Here is a 15,100-nt window from a genome sequence, read left to right on the forward strand (position 1 = left end):
GCTTACGCAAATTTAGTTAAATGTATTTCCGATCAGTAATCAATCAAACGTTCGCGAATGCCATGAGCGGAGTTCAACGATGATTCATGCAGAATTCGTGGATCAACTCGAGTCATCGTTATCGGGTCGCCCGGGTCGCCCGGGTCGCGCCGCGCCGTGACGAACCCATAGGTGATCACGGGCTTGCTGGAAAAATGCGCCATGCGCCTCGCTCCCGGTCAGGAGGGCGGAGACCGTCGGTTTTTTCGGGGAGCTTCTGGCGCCGTGGCTTGCAGAGCGAATTGAGGTCGAGGCAGTGACGTATCGATTCCAATCTACTGGAGCAGCACGAGCACTCCACTGTCAATCATATCCGCGCGTTGGCGCGGCTGGCGAGCGACTCCGACAAGATGAGCTGATGTAATCACCATCCCCCGCCCCCATCGATCATCGAAGCTCGCGGGCGAGGAGCAGGACGCCGGGACAGAGCCCTGGATCGAGTGCGGCCCCGCTCGACGCCGGAGCCGCCGGCGAGGCGTCACCCCACAGGCACGCGGCCGCTGCCGCTGTCCTCGGTCTCGGCGCATCTCCGGCTCGGAGGCGCGACCAGCGAAGGACCACCCCCTTCGCCAGCTCACCACCCCCACGTCGGATTCTTGCTCCGCACGGCAAATGCCGCGCATCCGTCGCGCCAGCGAGAACCGAACCAGCCCGGGGTTCCGCTGCACGTCGGGCGTGACGTCGGCGAGTCGGATCAACTACAAGGGGCGCTGGAGGCTACCCCCATGTCCATCACGTTCTATTACTCTCCGATGTCCAGCGCCGGGCGCATCCGCCTGTCGCTCTCCGAGCTCGACCTCCCCCACGAGGTCGTCCGGGTCGACCTGCGCGCCGGAGACCAGAAGAAGCCGGAGTTCCTCGCCCTCAATCCCAATGGCCAGGTGCCGGCCCTCGTGATCGACGGCACCCCGATGTTCGAGTCGGTGGCGATCCAGATCGCCCTCGGCGAGCGCTACGGCGTCCAGAAGGGCCTGTGGCCGGCCCCCGGCTCGCCCGAGCAGCTCACGGCCCTGACCTGGCTCGTCTGGGGCCAGGTCAGCCTCGCCGCCGCCCTGTTCCGCTACATGGCGAACACGAGCGAGTATTTCCAGGAGGAGCTGCGCGACGAGAAGCAAGCCGAGCAGGCCCTGACCGAGACGCGCGGCCTGCTCCGCATCCTCGATGGCCACCTCGCCGGCCGCCCGTACATCACCGGCGAGCGCTGTACCCTGGCGGATCTCGACCTCGCGTCCGTGCTCGGCTGGGGCCTCCCGGCGGCGAAGATCGACTTCTCCGAGCAGAAGCACCTGCAGGGCTGGCTCGGCCGCGTCATGGAGCGACCGGCCGTCAAGGCGGCGATGGTCGAGACCTGAGCCCGAGGGCGCCCCGCTCGCCGAGCGGGCGAGGCGCCCCCTCCCCTGCGCCGCCCGCACCGCCTGCGCCGCCCGCACCGCCCGCACCGCCTGCGCCGCCAGGACCGACTGTCATCCAGCGCTGTCGGCGCGCTGTCGGGCCCCGCGCCCGGGCGCCCTTGCGCGCGCCCGACCCATGCTAGAACTCGGCCGCAATGACGGTCCTCCAGGTCGCCGACCTCAGCTTCGGTTACGGCGCCGACAAGCTCTTCCAGGGCATCACCTTTTCCCTGGAGCCAGGCCAGCGCGCCGCGCTCGTCGCGCCGAACGGCGCAGGCAAGTCGACGCTGCTCCGCCTCGTCGCCCGCGAGCTCACCCCCGATACGGGCTCGGTCGTGATCCGCAAGGGGATCCGGGTCGCCTACTTCCGGCAGTCGCACGAGCTCCACGCCGCGGGCACGGTGCTCGAGGCCTTCCTCTCCGGGTTCTCCGAGGTCCTCGAGCTGCGCCACGCCCTCACCGCGGCGCAGCACGACGCCGCCAGCGGCAGCGAGGCCGACCTCGCCCGGCTCAGCGACCTCACCGATCGCTACCACATCGTCGGCGGCGACGACCTCGAGCGCCGCGTCGAGATCATCGCGGCCCACCTCGGGTTCTCGCCCGCCGACATGGATCGGCCGGTCGAGAGCCTGTCCGGCGGCGAGCGCGGGCGCCTGCAGCTCGGCGTCGTGCTCGCCATCGAGCCCGACCTCCTCCTGCTCGACGAGCCCACGAACCACCTCGACATCGAGACCATCACCTGGCTGGAGAAGCACCTCGCGGGCCTCGGCGGCGCGCTCCTCTGCGTCTCGCACGACCGCGCCTTCCTCGACGCCGTCTGCCCGAACACGATGGAGCTCGGGCAGCGCAGCTTCCGGGTCTATCCGCTCAAGTACAGCGACTACGCGGTCGCCCGCGAGGAGGACCTCGCCCGGGAGCGGGAGCTCGCCGAGCGGCAGGAGGCGTTCGTCGCCAAGACCGAGGACTTCATCCGGCGCAACATCGCCGGCCAGAAGACGAAGCAGGCGCAGAGCCGGCGCAAGATGCTCGACAAGCTCGAGACCGTCGACCGGCCCGAGGACGTCTGGGCGGTCGCCGAGAAGGTCCGGTTCCGGTTCGCGCCCGCCCCGCGCAGCGGGGACATCGTGCTCGACGCGCGCGGGCTCGGCGCCTCCCGCGGCGGCCGCACGCTCTTCTCCGGCGTGGACCTCCTCCTCCGGCGCGGCGACCGCGTCGGCGTCGTCGGCCCCAACGGGACCGGCAAGTCGACGCTGCTCAAGCTGCTCGCCGGCGCGGGCGGGCCCGAGGACGCGGGCGACGTGCGGCGCGGGACGAACCTCTGCCAGGGCTACTTCGACCAGCACCTCGGCTCGCTCGATCCGTCGAAGACCGCGGTCGAGGAGATCCGCAGCGTCCGCGCCGACATGAACGTCGACGCGACGCGCCAGTACCTCTCGCGCTTCCGCTTCTACGGGGACGACGCGCTCCGGAAGGTGCAGGGCTTCTCGGGCGGCGAGCGGAGCCGGCTCGCGCTGGCGAAGCTGCTGCTCGAGCCGCGCAACCTGCTCTTCCTCGACGAGCCGACGAACCACCTCGACATCCCCGCCGCCGAGATCCTCGAGGAGGCGCTCACGGGCTTCGAGGGCACGGTGCTGCTCGTCTCGCACGACCGGCGGTTCCTGGAGCAGGTGACGACGCGCACCGTCGCCGTGCGCGAGGGGCGCGTGGACATCTATCCCGGCGGCTTCCGCGACTACCGCGACAACGTCGAGAAGCTCGCGGCCGAGGCGGCGGCGCGCGAGGCGGAGGAGCGCGCGGCGGCGCGCGCGGCGGCCGGAGGCGGGCGCGGGGCGCAGCGGGGCGCGAGCGGGCCCGCGCCCGCGCCGCGCGAGGAGCCGGCGAGGGGCGCCGCGGCCGACAAGGGCGCGAAGCCGGCCCGCGCGGTGCGGCGGAGCGGCGCCACGATGCCGCCGCCGGACGCGGGGAGCGCCGGGGACACGGGGGACGCGGCGGCGCGCCGGCGGGCGTTCGAGAGCGACAAGGCGGCGGCGCGGGCCACGGAGCGCAAGCGCAAGCGGGTGAAGGAGCTCGAGGCGGAGATCGCGGCCGGCGAGGCGAAGCTCGCCGAGATGCGCGAGACGCTGAAGAAGGACCCGGGCGGCGACTGGGCGAAGCTCGCGGCGGCGGCGCGCGAGGAGCAGGCGCTCGCGAAGCGCGTCGACGCGGCGATGGCGGAGTGGATGGCGCTCAGCGAGGAGCTCGGGGCCTCGGCGACGACGGCGGGAGGCGAGGTGTGAGGCGGGCGGCGGGCGGCGGGCGCGGGGCGCGGGGCACGAGCGGCGTGCGCGGCGCGTGCGTCGCGTGGACGGCCGGCGCCCGGCTCGCGGCGGTTCTGCTGGCGATCGCCGCGGCGGCGCTCGCGCCGGCGTGCAAGGAACAGCGCGACGACGGCACCGCCCCGGCGCAGACCTCCGCCGAGCTGCCGCCGCTCGAGCTGCGCGACGAGACGGCGAACCTGATGCTCACGTGGGTCGACGAGAAGGGCGATACGCACGTCGAGCTCCACCCGGCCGACGTGCCCGCCGAGGGCCGGTCGATGGTGCGCGCCATGCTCTCGGACCGGACGGAGGGCACGCGCGACGTGTTCTACGTCGCGGATCTGACGCAGAAGCGCCCGGACGGCACGTATGCGGTCCGCACGATGCCGCGGCGGGAATGGGAGTCGCTGCTGGAGAAGCGGCGCGCCGAGCACATCGCGAAGACGGCGCCCCCGCCCGCGGCGGCGCCGGGCCCCGGCGGCTCCGCGGGCGCGCCGGCGGCGCCGAGCCAGCTCGGCGGGGTCACGGTGATCATCTACGGCGCGTCGTGGTGCAAGCCGTGCCACCAAGCCGCGGACTACCTGCGCGCGAAGGGCGTCGCCGCGGTCGTCAAGGACATCGAGGAGGACCCTGCCGCGGCCGCCGAGATGCAGGACAAGCTCGCGAAGAGCCACCAGCGCGGGGGCAGCATCCCGATCATCGACGTGCGGGGGCAGATCCTCGTCGGGTACAGCCCGGGCGCCCTCGACCAGGCGCTCGCGCGGGCGGCGCGCGGGACGACGCTCTGAGGCGGCGGGGAGCGGGGCGGCCGGAGATCCGGGGGGCTGCGGGGGCCGCCGGCTCGAGGGCCGCGCGGCGCAGGCCCCCGGACCTGCGATCCCGGGGGCGACTTTGATCTGAGGCTCGGCGCGACACCATCCGTCGGGCGTCGCCTCGATCAAGCGCCTGCACCGGTCCGCCGAGCGCGTCGAAGCGCACGGCGCTCACGTTGCTGTTCGGGTCCGTGAGCTGCCACGGGGCGAGGACGCGGTAGTCGGGGACCGCTTCCACGACATTGCTCAGCAGATCCGTCACCTGCGTCACGAGCAGGCAATGCGCGTCATAGACCACCTGCGACGTGTTGCCGAACGGGTCGACGAACGCCGTCGGCAAGTAGAAGTGAGCCGCCGAGGGCACCGCCCGCCCCGAGGACACCCAATAGTCCGGATCGTCCGGGAGCTGGAGATAGCCCCCCTCCGCGAGCATGGCGCTCGTGACGCGGGTCCCGAACACGGACGTGATCAGCGAAGGCGTGAGGACCTTGGCGAAGCTCTCGTGAACGAGCGCCCTGCCCCCGATCTCGCCGAACGGCAGCGGCCCCGTGAGGTCGTCGCGCCAGTACGTCGTGCGCGCGTGCTGCAAGAGGCGCTTCTGCGAGGAGCCGTCCGGCGTGCCGTCGTAATCGAGGTGCGCCGCGGCGTCCGCGGCGTCGAGGACCACCTGGAACGCGAGCACCCCCTCCTGGCCGAGCGGCAGGCCGTGCAGCTCGTAGGTCCGGGTCTCGGTCGGGACCCCGATCCGATAAGCACCCTCCTGGTCCGGGATCAGGTGCACCACCTCGTGCTCCGTCAGCGTCGCCTTCCCCTCCGCCTGCTCGGGGAACGCCGTCCACGCCGCCCGGCGCCGGTATCCGATCTGCGCAGAGCGCTTGACCACGCCGTGCTCGACCTCCAGCGTGAGCGCGTGCGCCACGCGCGGATCGCTCTCGCTGCGCTCGTAATGGTGCTCGAGCGCCTCGCGCGGATGGGCGAAGAACACGCCATGCGCGTCGCCCACCGCGGGCTGGAGACGCTCCATCGCGTAGCTGTGCTCGGTGACGAGGTACGGACGCGGTTCCTCCGCCGAGCCGTCGAGCGCATAGACCTCCTGGCGAAGGGCGCGCCCCTTGAGCGCGCGGCACGCCTCGCGCATCTCGCCTGCGCGCAGCCCCTTCGGAAGAAGAGTATCGTCCAGGCGGATCGCGTCCACATCGCCGGCATAATACTCGCTCTCGTACTGCCGGGAGATCGTGCCCCTTTCGAACCAGGCGCCGGTATGGAACCACGTCTTCGCGCGCACGGGCGGCAGGTGCAGCTCGGGATCGGCGTTGGCCGGCGGCGGCGTGAAGCCCGCACCGCTGAAGGCCGAAAAGGACTCGGTGTCGAGCTGCTCGACCATGCCGAAGCCACGCATCTCTCGCTCCACGCCGTCGTAGTCGCCGTGATGGTACGCGTACGTGGTGACGAAGCGGTGCCGCGAGACCGCGTCGAATACCTCGACGCGCTCGAGGACGTGCACGACGAACGGGAGCTTCGTCACCCAGGGGCGGCCGGCCGCCCGGTCGGCGAGGTAGAACTTCGTCGAAGGCGCATACGCGAGCCGCGTCTCGAGCCCGAGGTTGTTCTTTACCGAGGTCAAGAGATAGGGCTTCTTGCCGCCGAGCAGGTCGATGTACCGCAGCGGCGCCGTGCTCGCCCCGGGCAGCGGGCTCGACCACACCAGGCAGCCTGTCCCGGTGCCGAGCAGATCGAGCGCGGCGACGCTGGACAGCGAGCTCTGATCGGGCAGCCGCGGCAGGACAACCGGCGCGCCGAGCCCGTTGCCGGCCTGGTTCTCGTAGATGCGCGCCCCCTCGCGGTGGATGTAGAGGATGTCCGTGGTGCCCGACCCGTCGAGGTCGGCGAGCCGGATGCGCCGCGGATCGAACTGGTCCGGCTCGTCGAACCAGGGCGCCCGGGCCATCTCCACCTTCGCCCCGAAGCGCCCGGCGCGTAGGTAAAAGAAGCCGGATCGCTGCGCGAAGAAGTGTGGCGCGGCGAATCGAAGTGGCGGGACCGCGAGCGTCGCGACGCGTCGTTCATGGGTCGAAAGAGCGGGCCCCGCGTGGCGCAGAGCGTGCAAGAGCGTGAAGAGCGTGCCAAGGGGCGCATCGGCGTGCCGCGGGCACACATCGCCCTCCGGGAGTTGGTCTGGCCCGGGATGTTCTTGCGGCTACGCGGCGTCCCCGAGCGCCTTGCGGCGCAGGACGGTGCTCTTCAACGCTCGGGGCTCCGGGTCGCCTACGGTGCCCTGCGCCCCGAACCCCCAGCAGGGCGGCCGCCGCGTCGGCGCTGGGTGAGCGGCCTGGAACGTCGGTCGGCTCACCGAGCGCGGTGAGGAAGCGGGCGATGTTGCTCGGCTCGGTGATCCTGGCGACGAGCTTCATCCTGCCCTTGCAGGCCGGGCACTCTGAGGACATCGAGCGCCAACGTGCGGCGCAGAAGCTCGGCGCGGGTCGTCGACCGCCCGGTCGCCGCCCCGCTTGCGTCTGGGAGCGGGCTCGTCGTCCGCCTTCGCGGGCTGTTGCGGCTTCGCAGGGCGCGGTCCGATCAGCTTGCGCGCCAACGTGGGCGGCTAGCAGACGCGAGCCCCCCCGCGTACTTGACCGTGTGAAACCGCGGCGGCGCGCTTCAGCCGAACCCGGAGTCCCTGAACCGGAGGAGATCGTATCCGAATATCGCGGTCGGGACCATCAGCGAGCTTGAGCGCAATGTCATCAATCAGCTCGTTCGTCAGCAACCGAGAGGAGCAGCCAGGTCGCCGTCGAGCTTTCACTCATCCTTGCTCTCCCACCCCTCAGCTCGCTTCTTAAGAAGCGCTGCTCGTAGCCCCCGGACGGTGGCGTCGGGTGGTGGGTCGAAGCCCTGCTTAAGCTCGACCCTGCTATCACCAACGGGAAACTGCTCGATCGCCTCTGCAAAACCTTTTCTGTGCTCGGCAGGAATCCGCGCAAGATACTCCTCTGGATCCGCTCCTTCGGCTCGTATCAAGAGACAATAGTAGAATTCAAGTCGGCCAAGCAGGCCGTCATCGTAGGCCCTCAGCAACGCATCGAAATCGAGTTCTCGACCAAGCTTACTCATCGCTTCTGCCTCATGGCTTGAACTGTCTTGTCGGCAACGTCCCATGCCTGATCATGGAGATTTCCTTTGATGCCGGGATTGATTAGCTGTCCCAGCCTCTGAGCGCTGATCCTTCCATCGGCAGCTTCTTCAAACAGACTCCGTAGCGAGTTTAGTTCATGCATCTCGTGCGCGAGAACAGCCACAGCGTGCTCATCACTTTCCAGTACCTCAGGCCTGATTCTGACTGCCACTTGTCCGAATCGGTTCTGCAGTGATTCCCATGTAAAGGACTGCCCAGGCCGCACCTCCTTCAGAACCAGGTAGGATGCATCTGCCCCTTCAGGAACAGCTGTGGACGTGACCTTGATGGCGATATCATCAGGAATATCGACTCCATGCGATCTCGCGAGCTCGATTGCCTCCTCGACGGTTCTCGGGCCTGTGGCATTCTTGGCGTAGGGTGCCATGGCTGGGGACTGGGCGGTTCCCCGGACAGCGCCCACGTGTGAGGCGACTGCTCCCAGGTTTGTCGCGCGATGCAACGATGCGACCGCGCTGACGACCGTCACTCCCCCGGAAATGGCATCCACAGTCAGGCCCGTAAGGTTTACAATTGACGTCCCTGGCGCGATGTCTCGCGAAAAATTCGCCACGCCTATTGAAGCTCCAGTGTTGAGCATTCGGAGCGCATCGAGACCCACTGGCGCACCATCTGGCGGAGTCTGATTAGATCGTATGAATGAGCTAGGCACATTGATGAAAAATGGGAGCACCGGCGTCTTGTCGGAGAGCTCGCCCTTCGCACTCGCCGAACTCGGTCGATGGCGCTTTTCTGGAGCAGATCTAGCCCTCGCTGCAACTTCCGCATCGGCGCGCTGCGCATTCACCTCTTGCTGACTTGCGGGCAAGAAGCCCAGCCGAACGGAATTGACGGCATTGACGCGCTGAAGCGCCTCTAGCGCAAGTGGGTCGTGCTCGTCGCTCTCATTTCCGTTTCGATCTACAAAACGTACGGGATTATCTTTGGTGTAGGCATAAAGCCCAGGCCCATCCACCAGTCCCGCCGGATCCGCGCTCGTCCACCTCCCGAGCCAGGGCGCGTAGTACCGCGCCCCGTGATAGTAGAGCCCCGTCTCCTCGTCCTTCTCCTTGCCCGTGTAGCGATACCTCTTCGCGCTGACCTCCACCCCGCTGCGCGCCGACCAGTACGCCGTGGTCCCGTAGGGATGGTACTCCTCGTAACCGATCACCAGCCCCGCCCCGTCGACCTCCAGCGACGCCGACCCGAGGTGGTTGTCCAGCTGATAGCGCACCCGCGGCGTCACCGTGAACGGCCCCGAGGTGTCCACCGTCTTGGTCTCCACCATCGCCACCCGCCGCGCGCCATCCATCACGTGCAGCGTCTGCCGCTCCAGCACCAACCCAGACGCGCTGCGCCTGCGGTACACCTCGTAGCCGCCGAGGTAGATGCGCTCGTCCACGAGCCCGTTGTGCTCCCAGACTTTGCGCACGCGCTGCCCCGCAGCGTCGTAGTCGTAATAGACATCGCCGCCGCCGCCGAGATCCGTGCTCCGCACCTGGTCGTTCTCGTCCCAGGTCAGCGCCGTGATGTGCGGCATCGACGTCATGTTGCCGTGCGCGTCATGCGCATAGGTGCTGAACGGCCCGTGCTCCGGGTCCCCGGTCGTTCTCGTCAGCCGGTTGTTCACCGTCTCGTCGTATGCATACCACCGCGTCCAGCTTCCCGTGCCCGCCTGGTGCACCATCCTCAGCAGGTTGCCTACCGCGTCGTAGACGTACTGCTCCGTATAGTTCCTCAGCGCCTGCGCGTTGTTCGGGTGCGGCAGCGACTGAATCGGCAGGTCGTTCTGGTCGCGCGGCGCATCCGACAGCCCGCCCGCGTGCTCCCGCCCCGTCGCCTGGATCAGCCGGTAGACCGCGTCATACACGTACTGCGCGCTCGGCGACACCACATCGTCGTTGAAGAACACCGTCTGCTGCGCGCTGTCCCCGATCGCCACGATGTTGCCGACCGGGTCGTACACGTACGTGAGGTTCTGCAGCACCGCGCTGTCCGAGCTCCGCGTCGTCTTCAGCCGCGAGAGCCGGAACGTCAGCGGATCGTACGTGTACGCCGTGGAGGTGCCATTGCCATAATCGATCCGCTCGCGCTGCCCCTTCGCGTCGTAGTCGATGTCGTCGACGAACGTCGTCCACGCCACCGCGCCTCGAACCCGCGCCTCGACCCGCTCCAGCAGCCCCGCCTCGTTGTACGTCGGCTTGACCTCGCTCGCGTCCGGCGCCGTCACGCTCGTCGGCCGGTTCAGCGCATCGTACGCCGTCTGCGTACCGAAGCTCTCCACCTCCAGCAGCGGCTCGGCCGCCGTCGCGATGGCGGACACATCCGTCAGCCCCGCCAGCACCGACCAGTCGGCGTCCGCATGCACATCGCTGCGCAGCCGGCGCGACGCCTGCAACAGGTTGCCCTTGAAGTCGTACGCCTGGCTCGTCACCACGCCCGCGCCATCATACACCTGGTACGCCCTGCCGCGCAGGTTCAGCGTCGTCGCCTGCGGGTGGGCTTCGCCGTGGACATAGCGTCGCACGAGCCGCTCGCTACCCGAGCCCAGCTGCACGTGCTCGTGCGTCGGCCGGCGCAGCCCATCGTACGACGAGCGGTAGACGAATCCTCGCCCGTTCCAGGCGCGCAGCCGCTGCCCCGTCGCGCCCGCCAGCATCCACCGCTCGCCGCCGTCGTTGCTCTTCTGATAGAGCAGTTGCCCGCCCAGCCCGAAGCGATGCTGCATCGCCTCGTTGCCGCGCGCGTCGGTGATCAGGAGCGGCCGCCCCTCGATATCGAGCGTCGTCTGGGTGATGTACTGCCCCTCGGCCCCGTTGTCTGCCACCGCGCGGAACACCCGCCCGAGCGCGTCCAGGTGGCTCACCGCCGCCGTACCCGCGTGGGCCGCGGCCAGATCCGCCGCACGGCGCTCCGAGTCGCCCTGGGGCAGCGCCTGCCGCGCCGCGTACCACGAGCTCTCCAGCACCGTGTCGTTCGGATCGTGTGACGTCTGCTTCCACGCATCGAACACCACCCGGGAGAACGTGCCATTCGGCAGGTCGGTCCGGATGAGCCGGCCGAGCGGATCGTACCGCAGGATCGGCGTGACCCCCCACTCCACGAGCTCCGCTTCGTCCTCGTACTCCTCCTTCGCGCTGAAGAACGGCTCGTACTGCTTGACCGGATTGCCCTTGTTGTCCACCACCGTGCGCCCGGTGCCGACCCAGCGCGACGTCGCGTGCGAAAAGACCAGGTCGCCCTGCGTGTCGTGCACCAGCGCGCCGTTCGCGTCGCGCTCGGGCGCGAGCCCCGGCTCCGCCTTCACCTTGCGCAGCACCTCGTTGCCCGAGCCGTCCGAGTAGCTGTACGTGTCCAGCCAGCGCGGGTTGCCCGCGCCGTGCTGCTCACGGGCGCGGACGTGCACCACGTTGGGCTTGCCGGTGCTCTGGAATTGCTCGAGATCGTACTCGAATGTCACGGTCGGGTCGTTGGGCGTGTCGCCCTCGCCGGCCCCCGGCTTGCCCATCACCGCCAACAGCGTGACCCTACCCAGCGCGTCGAAGCGCACCTCGCTCTCGTTGCCGTTCGCGTCCGTGAGCCGCGCGGGGGCGAGGACGCGGTAGTCGGGGACGGCTTCCACGACGTTGTTCAGCGGATCCGTCATCTCCGTCACGAGCAGGCAATGCGCATCATAGACCACCTGCGACGTGTTGCCGAACGGGTCGACGAACGCCGTCGGCAAGTAGAAGTGGGCCGCCGAAGGCACCGCCCGCCCCGAGGACACCCAGGTGTCCGCATCGCCCGAGAGCTGGACATAGCCCCCCTCCTCGAGCATGCCGCTCGTGACGCGGGAGCCGAACACGGACGTGATCAGCGAGGGGGTGAGGATCTTGGCAAAGCTCTCGTACGGCAACGCCCTGCTGCCGACCTCGCCGAACGGCAGCGGCCCCGTGAGATCGTCGCTCCAGTACCTCGCGCGCGTGTGCTGCAACAGGCGCTTCTCGAAAGACCCGCTCGGCGTGCCGTCGTAAGCGAGGTCCATCGCCTCGTCCGCCGCGTCGAGGACCGTTTGGAACGCGAGCACCGCCTCCGAGCCGAGCGGCAGGCCGTGCAGCTCGTAGGTCCGGCTCCCGGTCGGGACCCCGATCCGATAAGCACCTTCCTCATCCGGGATCAGGTGCACCACCTCGTGCTCCGTCAGCGTCGCCTTCCCCTGCTCCTGCTCGGGGAACTCCGCCCACGCCGCCCGCCGGCGATACCCGATCTGCGCCGTCCGCTTGACCGCGCCGTGTTCGTCGACCTTCAGCGTGAGCGCGTGCGCGACGCGCGGATCGCTCTCGTTGCGCTCGTAATGGTACTCCAGCGCCTCGCGCGGATGGGCGAAGAACACGGCGTGTGCACCGCCCACCGCGGGCTGGAGCCGCCGCATCGCGTAGCTGTGCTCGGTGACGACGTACGGATGCGGCTCCTCCGCCGACCCGTCGAGCGCATACACCTCCTGGCGAAGGGGCCGCCCCTTGAGCGCCCGGCACGCCTCGCGCATCTCGACCGCGCGGAGCTCCTCGCGAAGCACCGTATCCTCCAGACGGACCGCGCCCGCGTCGCCGGCGTAATACTCGCTCTCGTACTGCGCCGAGATCTTCGCCCCCTCGGTCCACGCGCCGGTATGGAACCACGTCTTCGTCAGCACCGGCGGCAGGTGCAGCTCGGGATCGGCGTTGGCCGCGGGCGGCGCGAAGCCGGCCCCGCTGAACGCCGAGAACGACTCGGTGTCCCGCTGCTCGACCATGCCGAAGCCGCGCATCTCCCGCTCCACCCCGTCGTAGTCCCCGTGGTGGTAAGCATACGTCGTCACGAAGCGGTGCCGCGAGACAGCGTCGAACACCTCGACGCGCTCGATGACGTGCACCACGAACGGCAGCCGCGTCCCCCACGGGCGGGCCGCGGCCATATCGGCCAGGTAGAACTTCGTCGACGGCGCGTACGTCACCGTCGTGGTTCTGCCGAGGTTGTTGGCGACCGACGTCAACAGGTGCGGCTTCACGCTCCCGAGCAGATCGATGTAGCGCATCCGCGGGCGCGCCCCGGGCAGCGACGAGGTCCAGACCAGGCACCCGGTCCCGGAGCCGAGCAGATCGATCACGTCGACCGCCGCGAGCTCGCTCACGTCCGGCAGCTGTGGCAAGATCACCGGCGAAGCAAACGTATTTCCCGCGTTGTTCGCATACAAGCGCACGCCGTCCGCGTGCAGGTAAACGACGTCGGTCGTGCCCGAGCCGTCCACGTCGGCGAGGCGGATGCGCTTCGGCTCGAAGCGGCCCTCGTGGTCGAACCGCATGCTGCCGCTCATCTGCACCTTGGCACCGAAGCGGCAATGGCCGAGGTTGGGCCAGTAACAGACGTTGCCGTTCCGGATCCGCACGAGATCGACCAGCCCATCGCCGCTCATGTCGGCCAGGAAGATGCTCTGCGCCGCGTCGGCGAAGACGAGCGACGGCCCGCGCTCCTCGTCGCTCGGGCGCGTGATCGTGGTCGGCCGGTCGAAGCCGCCCTTGGCGAGCGACGGATACCAGGTGAACGTGTCCGGCCCCGTGATGAGGATGTCCTCATGACCGTCGCCGTTGAGATCGATGAGGCGGACGTTCGGGTCACTCCAGTCGACGTTCGGCTGCGATGCGAACGGCCGGAACGCCGCCCAGCCCGCGTCCGTGCGGTCGAAGTAGCCCGACACCGGCCGCTCGAACACCACCATCTCCTTGCGCCCGTCTCCGTCGATGTCGAGCAGCTGCCCACCGCCCAGGACCGCCGGCCGCGACGGGAGCGGCCGCGCCGGGGACAGAAGGCCCGCGCCGAGGTTCTGCTTGTAATAGAGCGCCTCGCCCTCCTCGATCAGGATGCCGGGGAGCGCCTCGCCATCGAGATCGACCCACCGCCGCCCGGACCCCATCGTGCCGCCGGGCAGGTCGCGAAGACTTTCGAGATCGAGCGACTTCACCTCGCGGTGAATCACCGGCTCGTTGTACGTCAGCGCGATGGGCGGCAGCGCCTCGCGGCTGTACGCCTGGGTCTGCGGATCGCGGAGATATCCCGCCTGCGTCGCGGCGGCGAGGCGCGTGAGGTGAGGGCCCGGCACGTACGTGAGATCGAGCGACCGCACGAGACACGGGGTCTCGCCGAGCTCGGTCATGCGATGGAACATCAGCACGCGACGGCAGAGCCGGTACGTACGGATCTCGAACCCGGCGCGGTACACCGAGAACGGGTCCTGGCGGACCGGCCACGGAACGCTCTCCGCAGGCGTAGGCGCCACCCCCTCGTGCTCACCGTAATCGAAGACGACCTCGAACAGGCTGCTCTCCGCGTCGCCCGGCACGGTGTTCCCGTAGCGGACGCGCTTGAGGTAGCGGTTCGCGACGGCCGCGCGGCCCGCGTGGCGGTGGCTCTCCGCGGCCTCGTCGCGCGCCACGCCGGTCAAATCCTCCGCCTTGTAGTCGTAGACGACGACATTGCCCTTGTCGTCCCGCGTCTCCTCCAAAAGCCACGAGAAGATGCGCTCCGGCCTCGCCGGGTCGGCGATCCGCGCATGCTCGCTCCTCCCGTACACGCTCGTTATGTTGTCCGGCGTCGTCGCCGTCCAGTACACGTTCCCGCTCGCCTTGACCTCGCGGCGCTCGATCCGCGCAAACGCCCCCTCCACGCGGGGACGGTAGCGGATCACCCGCTCGCTCTCCGTCTCATACCGGTCGAGCTCCGCGCCGTCGATCGAGCGGGCCGCCACCAGATCCTCCGCGCCGGACAGGACGAACACATCGCTCGCGTGCGCGTCGTCGTAACGGGGAAGGCCCTTGTCGGTCTTTCGCGTGATGCGCGGGATCGACAGCTGCCAGCCCACGCCGAACGGGCCGTTGCCAGACCCGGAATCGTACGTCACCGCGAGCCCTGGCCCGAACCCGGCGCGGCCGGGGCTCACCGGCAGCGGGATCGAGAACGACCCCGCGCCCGTCACCGGGTTCGCGGAGAACTTCTCATCCACCCCGCGGATCGCGCCGCCGCCCTTCGGCAGCGCGGGCGCCGGCAGTTCCAGCGCCTTGGGCGCGCCGGGGAGGCCCTTCGGAGCCTCGGTGTCTTTACCGGACCCCTCCCGGCCGAGGGGCGCGGGGTCTCGGCTCTTGCCGCGGGCTCCGGCATCCGGCGCGGCCGGCGATGCGTTCGGAGCAGCGGTGGCTGCGTTCTTGGGCTCACGAGCGTTCATCCGTCTCCCTCTTCCCTTGGCAATGGGCGGCCCGCGCGCCCGGAGCGACTCGCTCCGGCACGACGGCGTCGGCCGCCGAGTCCGTGAGCGGCGCGGGGGCGCGCGCCGCTCACGGACGATTCCAACTCTCCACGGCCCTGTCCTCGTCGCCCCACCGC

At 69.4% G+C, this 15,100-nt stretch carries 7 protein-coding genes; 3 read left to right on the forward strand and 4 right to left on the reverse strand.

The window, feature by feature from the left end; translation table 11 throughout:
- Nucleotides 1-32 precede the first annotated feature (32 nt).
- Nucleotides 33-203 (reverse strand): hypothetical protein, encoded by a 171-nt coding sequence (locus WMF17_RS33865; RefSeq protein ID WP_437645164.1) that lies wholly within the window; start codon nt 201-203, stop codon nt 33-35.
- A 561-nt stretch (nt 204-764) separates the two neighbouring features.
- Between WMF17_RS33865 and WMF17_RS33870 the strand changes: the two genes are divergently transcribed.
- The 3 genes from WMF17_RS33870 (at nt 765) to WMF17_RS33880 (ending at nt 4,515) form a co-directional block, all read left to right on the forward strand.
- Nucleotides 765-1,391: a glutathione S-transferase family protein gene (locus WMF17_RS33870; protein WP_437645166.1), complete on the forward strand. Its 627-nt coding sequence runs from the start codon at nt 765-767 to the stop codon at nt 1,389-1,391.
- Nucleotides 1,392-1,585: 194 nt separating this feature from the next.
- Complete coding sequence (locus WMF17_RS33875) at nt 1,586-3,706, forward strand: ATP-binding cassette domain-containing protein (protein WP_437597394.1); 2,121 nt, start codon at nt 1,586-1,588, stop codon at nt 3,704-3,706.
- A complete protein-coding gene (locus tag WMF17_RS33880) occupies nt 3,703-4,515 on the forward strand; it encodes a glutaredoxin family protein (RefSeq protein WP_437597395.1) in 813 nt (270 codons plus the stop codon). Before WMF17_RS33875 ends, WMF17_RS33880 begins: the two co-directional genes overlap by 4 nt.
- Here the strand turns inward: WMF17_RS33880 and WMF17_RS33885 are convergent.
- The 3 genes from WMF17_RS33885 to WMF17_RS33895 all read right to left on the reverse strand — a co-directional run bounded on the left by WMF17_RS33885 (nt 4,424) and on the right by WMF17_RS33895 (nt 14,942).
- Nucleotides 4,424-6,487 carry a toxin TcdB middle/N-terminal domain-containing protein gene (locus WMF17_RS33885; RefSeq protein ID WP_437597396.1) on the reverse strand — a complete coding sequence of 688 codons (2,064 nt, stop codon included), beginning with the start codon at nt 6,485-6,487 and terminating at the stop codon, nt 4,424-4,426. The genes WMF17_RS33880 and WMF17_RS33885 overlap by 92 nt on opposite strands.
- 848 nt (nt 6,488-7,335) lie before the next feature.
- On the reverse strand, nt 7,336-7,647 hold the full coding sequence (locus WMF17_RS33890) for a hypothetical protein (RefSeq protein WP_437597397.1): 312 nt from the start codon (nt 7,645-7,647) through the stop codon (nt 7,336-7,338).
- A complete protein-coding gene (locus WMF17_RS33895) occupies nt 7,644-14,942 on the reverse strand; it encodes a SpvB/TcaC N-terminal domain-containing protein (protein WP_437597398.1) in 7,299 nt (2,432 codons plus the stop codon). Before WMF17_RS33895 ends, WMF17_RS33890 begins: the two co-directional genes overlap by 4 nt.
- Between the last annotated feature and the right edge of the window lie 158 nt (nt 14,943-15,100).

It is taken from the genome of Sorangium sp. So ce362 (genome assembly GCF_051519845.1).
Classification (GTDB): domain Bacteria; phylum Myxococcota_A; class Polyangia; order Polyangiales; family Polyangiaceae; genus Sorangium.

Excerpts from the sequence above, each read along its gene's own strand:
- WMF17_RS33865 (WP_437645164.1), bottom strand. The coding sequence starts at position 203 with ATGGCGCATTTTTCCAGCAAGCCCGTGATCACCTATGGGTTCGTCACG.
- WMF17_RS33870 (WP_437645166.1), top strand. The coding sequence starts at position 765 with ATGTCCATCACGTTCTATTACTCTCCGATGTCCAGCGCCGGGCGCATC.
- WMF17_RS33875 (WP_437597394.1), top strand. The coding sequence starts at position 1,586 with ATGACGGTCCTCCAGGTCGCCGACCTCAGCTTCGGTTACGGCGCCGAC.
- WMF17_RS33885 (WP_437597396.1), bottom strand. The coding sequence starts at position 6,487 with ATGGCCCGGGCGCCCTGGTTCGACGAGCCGGACCAGTTCGATCCGCGG.
- WMF17_RS33890 (WP_437597397.1), bottom strand. The coding sequence starts at position 7,647 with ATGAGTAAGCTTGGTCGAGAACTCGATTTCGATGCGTTGCTGAGGGCC.
- WMF17_RS33895 (WP_437597398.1), bottom strand. The coding sequence starts at position 14,942 with ATGAACGCTCGTGAGCCCAAGAACGCAGCCACCGCTGCTCCGAACGCA.